6 protein-coding genes and 1 tRNA gene are annotated in these 8,577 nt (G+C 71.8%); 2 read left to right on the top strand and 5 right to left on the bottom strand.

Translation table 11 applies throughout. From position 1 onward, the window contains the following. Positions 1–408 precede the first annotated feature (408 nt). From ACWCP0_RS41605 to ACWCP0_RS41585, 5 genes are all read right to left on the bottom strand, one after another. Positions 409–582: a hypothetical protein gene (locus ACWCP0_RS41605; protein WP_451083905.1), complete on the bottom strand. Its 174-nt coding sequence runs from the start codon at positions 580–582 to the stop codon at positions 409–411. 138 nt (positions 583–720) lie between these two features. Continuing rightward, a complete protein-coding gene (locus tag ACWCP0_RS41600; protein ID WP_451083904.1) occupies positions 721–2,157 on the bottom strand; it encodes a Cys-Gln thioester bond-forming surface protein in 1,437 nt (478 codons plus the stop codon). A 212-nt stretch (positions 2,158–2,369) separates the two neighbouring features. Then, positions 2,370–2,936, bottom strand: coding sequence for a single-stranded DNA-binding protein (locus ACWCP0_RS41595; RefSeq protein WP_451083903.1), 567 nt, complete (start codon positions 2,934–2,936; stop codon positions 2,370–2,372). 248 nt (positions 2,937–3,184) lie between these two features. After that, on the bottom strand, positions 3,185–5,182 hold the full coding sequence (locus ACWCP0_RS41590; RefSeq protein ID WP_451083902.1) for a GTPase: 1,998 nt from the start codon (positions 5,180–5,182) through the stop codon (positions 3,185–3,187). A 5-nt stretch (positions 5,183–5,187) separates the two neighbouring features. Next, entirely contained in the window at positions 5,188–6,789 is a 1,602-nt protein-coding gene (locus ACWCP0_RS41585; RefSeq protein WP_451083901.1) for a dynamin family protein, read from the bottom strand. A gap of 314 nt (positions 6,790–7,103) precedes the next feature. Here ACWCP0_RS41585 and ACWCP0_RS41580 point away from each other — a divergent pair. Together ACWCP0_RS41580 and ACWCP0_RS41575 are read left to right on the top strand one after the other, a co-directional pair. After that, positions 7,104–7,176: transfer RNA gene (locus ACWCP0_RS41580), tRNA-Arg, on the top strand. Positions 7,177–7,697: 521 nt separating this feature from the next. After that, positions 7,698–8,105: a hypothetical protein gene (locus ACWCP0_RS41575; protein ID WP_451083900.1), complete on the top strand. Its 408-nt coding sequence runs from the start codon at positions 7,698–7,700 to the stop codon at positions 8,103–8,105. Positions 8,106–8,577: the final 472 nt, after the last annotated feature.

The raw sequence follows: 8,577 nt of genomic DNA, 5'->3' as shown, positions 1-8,577 counted from the left end.
TCACACGAGACAAGCTGCCATCAGCCACACCCGGCCCTCCCGGGCCGCCTAACAACTTACGGAGCTGCCATGGGCGAGAGATCATGGCCCCTTACGCCGGCCGCGAATCGGGCTGGCTCCTCGCCTGCCCGCAATAGCCCGATCTGGGGCCGTGATCTTCGAGGCTCGCCCCATGGTGGCTGCGTAAAGCCGTGGAGCCGACCGCCCCGGCCACAGTGGGTTACCGTCTCGCATCTGGTGTGCTCGCTTCAGCCGCGCGGCCGGCGTGCCGGGCCCGGAGCGGGGCGAAGACAGGAGCGTCGGGCCCGGCGGTGAGCCGGGGCCGCGCGCGGCGAGCGGAGCGAGCCGCCTTGAACCCGTAGAGAAGATTTCTACTCACTCGGCTGACTGCTCTTGCGGACCGCGCTGTCAGAAGCGGATCAGGACTGCGGTCGCGTCGTCGTGGCGCTTGCTCCGCGGCCACCGCTCGGCGTCCAGGTCGGCGTGCTCCATCGTGCGGGTGCGGTCGATCAGCCCCTGAGGTCCTTCGGCTTCGAGATGGCGCATGGCCTCGGTCCATGTCATCTCATGGAAGTCGTCCACGGGCCTTGCGGCTCCATCCGTCAGGGGCGACCCCGGATCCCGTTGTCCACGGCCCGACGCCGACGGCCCCGGCGCTCGCAGGCGATCCGGGGCCGTCGGTGGGCGGCGCGCCGTCGTGGGGCGCTCGCTGTGTGTCGCTCAGTCCTGCGGGGAGGACGATTCCGTGGAGGACGGCGCCTCGGGGGCGGCGGTCTTCTTCTTGCGGACGAGGAGCACGGCCGCGCCGCCGATCACAACGAGGGCGATCGCGATGCCCGCGATGACGGGGGTGGCGTTGGACGCGCCGGTCGCCGCAAGATTCTCGTCGCCTCCCGAGGTGCCGCCGGCGGAGGCCGGGCTGGGCTGGGAGGACGGCTGGTCGGGGCTCGGCCCGGCGCTGCCGGTGGTCTTGCAGTCGAGCACGCCCTTGAAGTTCTTCGAGAAACCGCCGGGCCCGGTGATCGTGAAGTCGTACGCCTGGTCCTCGGGAACCGGGACGGTCACGGTGCGGGACTCACCTGCGGCAACGGAGTGCTTGAACCCCATCAGCTCGAAGGTGAACGCCTCGTCGCCCTTGTTGGTGGCCGTGACGTCGATCCCGCCCGCGGAGCAGTTCTTCTCCGCCGACAGCGCCGGAATCGGGCCGGTCTTGGCCCAGGTGGCGGTGGCGGTCGCGGAGACCGTCGACCGGCTGGACCCGGCGAGGATCTGGGTCTGGCTCTTGGTCACCCCGGCGAACGCGCGGCCGACCGGGACGGAGGTGGTCGCCTGCACGGTCAGCGAGGCCGAGCCGTCGGCGGTCCCGGAGGGTATGTCGAAGTACAGCTCGCTGCCGTCGACCGCGGCGGTCACCGGCTTGCCGTCCTTGCCGGTGACCTGGATGCCGCTCGCGGCGGCATCGGCGGGCGGGGTCACCGTGACGCGGTCGGCGTCGGTGCGGACCGTGACCGGGCCGAGCCGTCCGCCGGCCTTCCCGGAGACGGCGTTCGGCTCCAGGCTGAGCGAGGCGCGGGGCTCCTCGACGTTCTGCGCTTCCTTCTCCAGCCAGTCGGCGAGCTTCTCGGCGGCCGGGTCGAGTGCCTCCACCTCGGCGCCGTCCGAGTACCGCCAGATGGCGACCTGGGTTCCCGCCGCGGCCGTCCGCTCGGTCAGCGGACGGGTGTCGGCCTTGTCGGCGAGCCCCATGAGGTCGTCGACCTGGGGGTAGGAGTGCTGCAGGATCCAGCGGATCTTGCCGGCGTTCTTGTTGGCGCCGAGCGAGGTCTGGTCCCAGGGGGTCTCCAGGTACTTGGCCTGCTCCTGGGTGGGGTTGTGGATGTCGATGCAGTACGTCTTGAGCTTGCCGCCGCCGTCCACGGTCATCTCGAAGAGGCCGGCGGGCAGTTCGTGGTCGAGGCCGTCGTCGTGCAGCACGGCACGGTCGAAGGTGGTCAGACCGTCGAGTGTGGCGGAGGCGCCGCCCGTGTGCTGGGGGGCCTCGTCGGCGACGGCCGGTACCGCGGTGGCTATCGAACCCGCCACGAACAGCCCGGACACCAGAGCCGCCGCGACCGTACGGGCGGCTCCCCGCCCTCGTGCAGAGAACGCAGAAAACACAGAATTCCCCTCCGGGCGAGGCGCTTTCGCGTGGGATGCGTGGGGGGAGTGCCTCGCCAGCAGACTCAAGTGCCCCGTGAATACTGGGGAATCCTAGGGACGCGGTGCGACCCGATGCCCCGTCATGCCATGAGATAACCATTCCGAATCGGAATCGTTATCACGGCCCCGCACCCTCTCGACAACTGTCGACAAATCTCCACAACCGCAGGTCAGAAGGGGGATGGGGTGGCCGCTCCCGCGGTCGGCACGGGGACGCGGTCGTCAGAACCGCCCTGCCCGGCGGAGGCGCGGGACGGGACTGGTGAATTCGGTGAGCCCGGAGCGCCTGGTGGGCCTGTCGGGCCCGTCCGGCTGCCCCCGCCGCCGCCCGCGCCACCGTCCGCGCCGTCACCCGGACGATCCGTCAGATACGGCTCGTCCTTCGCCGCTCGCCGGAACGCGGACGTACCGCGGGCCATGTCGTGCCCGATCGACACCGCGTCGATGTCGATGGACGTCCGCCTCCCCCCGTCCCGCTCCTCCTCCCGCACCCTCAACCGGCCGTGGACCACGAGTGGTTCGCCGACCGACACGGAGGCCGCCAGATTCAGCCCGAGCGTCCGCCACGCCCACACCGTGTAGAAGCTGGTGGGCCCGTCCGCCCAGAGCTCCCGCTGCCGGTCCCAGCGGCGCGAGGTCACCGCGAACCGGAACCGCGCGTACCCCCCGCTCGCCGATTCCCGGTACTCCACGCCGGTCGCCACATTGCCGACCAGCGTCACCATCGTCTCGTTCATGACCGCTCCCCTCCCGTACCGTTCGACTGACTGATCCCATGCTGGTCCCGCACGCAGAATCCCGCCGACGCCTGTGGATGCCGCCGCACATGGGGAAAACCCCGCCACCCGTACGAATGACGCGTGGCGGGGTCGGCGGGATTCGGGCGCTCGGCGCGCCCGCCACGTCCGCGAGATCGACAAGGCCGACACAGCCGGCGAGGCCGGCAACGGCGGCAACGGCGGCAACGGCGGCAACGGCGGCAAGGTCAGCGGATCCGCCGTGCCGGCGAGCCCGGCCGTGTCAGCGGACCCGAGCGTGCGGCCACCGCGCCGAACTGCTCCCGCACCTCCCGGTACCGCATCAGTTCCGCCGCGACCGGATCGAGGACTCTCGCCCGTCCACAGCCCGCCGCGGCCTCCTTGAGCTGCCGTTCCGCGTCCTGCCCGTACCGCCGCGCCGGCCCCTTCGCGGCGGCCGCGCACGCCCACTCCACCAGCGGCCCACCGATGATCCCGCCGAGCATCAGCAGCACCGGAGGCACGAGCATCGGCTCCAGGACCCCGATGATCTGCCCCGTCAGCCACAGCCCGCCGTAGATCTGCAGCAGCGTCATGGCGGCCTGCGCGAGCACAGCGGCCGGCCACCACGCGGGCCGCGGTGGCCGGGCCTTCGGCGTGCCCAGCTTCACCGCGAGCTCGTCCAACGCCTCGGGCAGCCCTTCCGCACCGCGCACCGCCGCCTCGCGCACGGCCTGCGCCCACGGCGTGGGGAGCCCGCGTGTCGCATCGTCCGCGACGATGCGCACGGCCTGCTCGACCCGCTGCCGTGCCGTGAGCTCCTCCTCCACCGGCTCCGGGGGCTGTGGCAGCCCCCCGCCCGGTGTACGGACGCGCTCGTACCAGCGCCACAGCCGCAGCCAGGGCGTGCCGCAGGCGCGCCCTGCGTTCCTGAGCCACTGGCGCTCGGCCTCCTCTCCGACCGCGGTGGCGCCGACCGCGCCCGCCAGCCGTGCGTTGAAGTCCTCGCGGGCCCGTTCGCCGAGTCCGGGCCGCCCGTCGGCGACGTACACCGGGCGCAGCCGTGCCGCGGCCGCATCGACGTCGGCGGAGATGCGCCGGGCGGCGGCGGTGTGTTCCTGTACGAAACGGCCGAGCAGCTCGCGCAGATCGGCGACGCCCTCGCCGGTGAGAGCCGACAGGGCGAGCACGGTGGCCCCGGGCTCGCCGTGTTCGCCGAGGGCGATGCCGTCCTCGTCGAGGAGCCGGCGCAGATCGTCGAGCACCTGGTCGGCGGCCTCGCCGGGCAGCCGGTCGATCTGGTTGAGGACAACGAAGGTGACCTCGGCGTGCCCGGCGAGCGGTCGCAGATAGCGCTCGTGCAGGGCGGCGTCGGCGTACTTCTCCGGGTCGACGACCCAGACGATCGCGTCGACCAGCGCCAGTACCCGGTCCACCTGTTCCCGGTGCACGGTCAGCGCCGAGTCGTGATCGGGCAGGTCCACGAGGACGAGTCCCTGCATTGCCTCGTCCCCCGATCCGCCTGCAAGCGGCCTGCGGCGCAGCCGCCCTGGAATCGCGAGCCGGTCGAGCAGTCCTGCCGCGCCCTCGGACCAGCTGAGGGCGATCGGCGCGGAGGTGGTGGGCCGGCGCAGGCCGGTCTCCGAAATGGGCACTCCGGCCAGGGCGTTGAACAGTGTCGACTTTCCGCTGCCGGTGGCACCCGCGATGGCGACGACAGTGTGCTGCGACGACAGCCGCTGCCGCGCAGCCGCCTCGTCGAGCACCCGTCCCGCCTCGGCGAGGGTCCGGCCGTCGAGCCGGGTGCAGGAGAGGCCGATCAGTTCGCGGAGGGCTTCGAGGCGGTTGCGGAGCGGGGCGGCGTACGGCCCTCCGACGGGGCCGTGCGGCTCCTCCTCGGACATGTCGCCGTCGCGATCGGTGGCGTCGGTGGCGCGGCGGGCGATGAGGCCGTCGTCCCAGCGGACGTCGTCCGGACGCGCGAACGCACCGACGGCGCCGCCCACGGTCCCGCCGCCCCTCTCCCTCCCCGCGACGGGCCGGTCCCCCGAGGCGGCCTCGGCAGCGTCCGGGGTGGGCCGACCGGTGGACTGTTCCGCGGATGCCGACGCGGACTCCGTGGCCCCCGCCTCGGCGGCCCTCGCCTCGGCGGCCTTGTCGCCGGCCCCCTGCGCATGAGCGGTCCCGGAAGCGGCCCCCGAGCCACCTTCCGAGCGGCCCTCGGTCTCCCCAGTGACAGCGGTCACCGCGGTCACCTCTCCTTCTGCAGTACGGACAGCGCGGCAATCAGCTCGGCCTGTGGCTCCGGGGACACGTCGAGGGCGTCGAGCGGGGCGAGCCGCCGGTCGCGCTCGTCGTGCAGTACGCGTTCGATGTACGCCGTCACGAGCTCGCCGCCCTTGTCGCGCAGCCGCAGGGCGCCCTGGGCACCGATGCGTTCGGCGAGCAGCTCCCCCGCGGCGCGGGCGCGGCGGCCGCCGAGCAGGGAGGTGGCGAGCAGCGCGGCGATGGTCTCGGGGTCGGGTGCGACGGAGCGTTCCATGCCCCGTACCACCTCCTCGGCGAGTTCCTCCAGGACGCGCCGCCAGCGGCGTACCGCCATCCCGATGCGCTCGGCGGACTCCCGGTCGGCCGCCGCCTGCCCGCCGCCGACCGCGCCGGAGGCCGGCTCGCGCCGCCACGACTCCCGGAGCCGCTCGTCGGCGGCGGCCACGGCGCACTGGAGCAGCGCGGCAAGGCTTTCGGCGAGGGCGTCGAGGAGTTCGGTGGCAGAGCTGTCGCGCGGGTAGCCGCGCCAGCGGGTGCGGGCGTCCCCGGCGAGCACGGCGCCACGGCCGAGCTGTTTGCGCACCCGCTCGGCCTCCAGCGCGTACGCCTCCTCGACCGCGCCGGAGAGGCGTACGGCGGCGGCGTACTGCGCGGCGACCGCGCCCGCGAGCTCCGGCATGCGGGCGTTGAGCGAGTCGATGACACCGGCGGCGGTCCGTACGACGGTCTGCTGACGCGCCTCGGGGTCCAGGGCCCGGTGCGCCAGCCAGCCCCGCAGCGCGTCGACCGCCGAGTCGGGGAGCAGCCCCCGGCCGCCGCCCGCCGACTCGGGCAGCTCCGGGATCGTGAACCGCGGTACGTCCCCGAGACCGGCCTTCGTGAGGAGCGCCGCGTACTGCCTGGACACCTCCGTGATCACCTGGTGCGGCACCCGGTCGAGGACGGTGACGAGCATGGCGTCGTACTCCTTCGCCGTACGGAGCAGGTGCCAGGGGACGGCGTCGGCGTACCGGGATGCGGTGGTGACCATGACCCAGATGTCGGCGGCACAGATCAACTCGGCGGCCAGCATGCGGTTCGAGACGACGAGCGAGTCGATGTCGGGCGCGTCGAGCAGGGCGAGCCCGCGGGGCAGTGACGCGGCGGTCTCGATCCGTAGCGCGTTGTCGTCCACCGGCGCGCGCTCACCGCCCGCGGCCTCGATCTCCTCCTGCTGCGGCAGCCATACGCGCGTGAGGTGGGGCAGCACGCGCATGCCCGCGAACCAGTGGTGATCGTCCGGGTGGCACACGAGCACGGGCGTCCGCGTCGTGGGCCGCAGCACCCCGGCCTCGCTCACCCGCCGCCCCACAAGGGAGTTGACCAGCGTCGACTTCCCGGCCCCCGTGGACCCGCCGACCACCGCGAGCAGCGGCGCTTCGGGGTCCTTCAGCCGGGGCACCAGATAGTCGTCGAGCTGGGCCAGTAGCTCGTCCCTGGTCTGCCGCGCCCGCGGAGCACCTGGAAGGGGGAATGGAAGACGCACGGCAGCGACACGGTCGCGCAGGGCGGAGAGTGCGTCGATCAGCTGAGGCCGTACTTCCATGGTCACCACATGCGAAGAATGCCCAACTTTGGAGCCTTTTTGAAGCGTATTGCCATCCCTGCGCGCCGATCAGGCAGAAGGGACAGACGGGACGAGCGGGGCGCAGGCATAACGAGTGCACAACACCCGAGGCGTGAGACGGAAAAAGCGCTGCGAGAATCGCACCTGCCTGCGATTATCGGTTCGCTTCACCGAACCTCCACAACGTGCCACGCAGGTGAAGCATCCGGGTCAAGGCGATCGGAGCCCTATCCTTGTCCCGGCAAGGTCACGGACGACCCACCAGGGGCTCCAGGCCACCGAGGCGACACCCGGCCCCCGTAGCTCAGTGGATAGAGCAGGCGCCTTCTAAGCGCTTGGCCGCAGGTTCGAGTCCTGCCGGGGGCGCACATGCTGCGCGACCGATCGGCCCTCCCCCTGGGAGGGCCTTTTTGCTGGTCAGGGGAACTTTAGCGGGGCGGGCGTAGAGGGCGCGTAAGCGCCGGACCGCCCTCGGTGATCGCGAGGGAGATCCGGCGCTGTCCGGCTGATCCCGGGTTTCTACGGGTGGCCACGGTGGATACACGGTGGCGCTTCCGTCCGGCGATCGGCCTCCGGCTGAGGGGTCCGGGAGATCGCCCCCGGCCTCGATGCGCCGCTGGAGATCCCTGAGCTGACCGGAGATGCAGCGTGCGTACGTGGCCAGCAGCACCAGCACGCTTGCCTGCCCACTCCGCGACCTGGGCCGGCGGGACCCCATTGTTGAGCCACGTCGTCAGGCACATGTGGCGGAGGTCGTAAACGCGCTTACCGAGGGGCGAGGCGAATTCCTCAGGCGTGAGGACATGTTTTCGAGCGGTTCGCCAGGCGCGGCGGAAGACCGAACCCGCGAGCATTTCCCTCTTCTCGCCGGGAAAGAGTAAATCGCCGTGCTTCAGCTCCTGTGCCCTGATGTGCTCGCGCAGAATCCTGGTCAGGGCGGGGCGGCAGGGCACATTCCTGGTGTCGTCGGCGGCTCGCCCCTTCAGCCCGCGCTCCTCGTGCACCTCGCCCGAATCGGTCCACTGCTTGCCCACCTCGGGCTGTGCCGTGTGGAACAGCAGCTCGCCCCACTGGTCATCATCCTCTTCGTCCGGCAGGAGGACGTCCCGCACATGTATCGCGACCGCTTCTTCCGGTCGTGGTCCGGCGTAGTACAAGGTCGCGAAGAACGCGTGCAGTCGCCGGCCGCCGCGAGGACGGCGCCAGATCCAGCCGAGCGAGCTCCGGCTTGCGATGGGTTGAGCAGGCAGCGCTTGTCCACGGCCGATGACGTGGCACCCGAGGAGGGCGAATGAGCGACGACAGGCCTGCATGGGCACGACGCATCGCAGCCGAGCGAGCGGCACGCGACTGGTCGCAGCGCGATGCAGTGCGTGCGCTGCGGGCCCATGCTTCGACTGAGCTGCCCGCGGACGACAGCATGCTCCGTCAGTGGAAGCGCTGGGAGTGCCAGTGGAAGCGCTGGGAGTCCGGCTCCCTCCCCAGCAAGTTCTACCGGCCGATCATCGCGGCACTGTTCGGCACAGTCACGCATGCGCTCTCTTCCCCGCTCCCGGCCGGCGCGACGGAGACGCCGAGATCCTTGCCGCGAGCGGAATGGAGACCCTTGAGATCGTCAGCGGGCAGGTCCACAGACTGCCCGACGCGCCGGAAGCTTACGGGGCCGTGATCACTCGCCCCATGGCAGCTCCGTAAGTTGTTAGGCGGCCCGGGAGGGCCGGGTGTGGCTGATGGCAGCTTGTCTCGTGTGACTCGGCAGGAGTGGCC

The sequence above is a fragment of the Streptomyces sp. NPDC001970 genome (assembly GCF_053594115.1).
The sequence above is the reverse complement of the archived record's forward strand: the minus strand, read 5'-3'. Positions and strand labels throughout refer to the sequence as shown.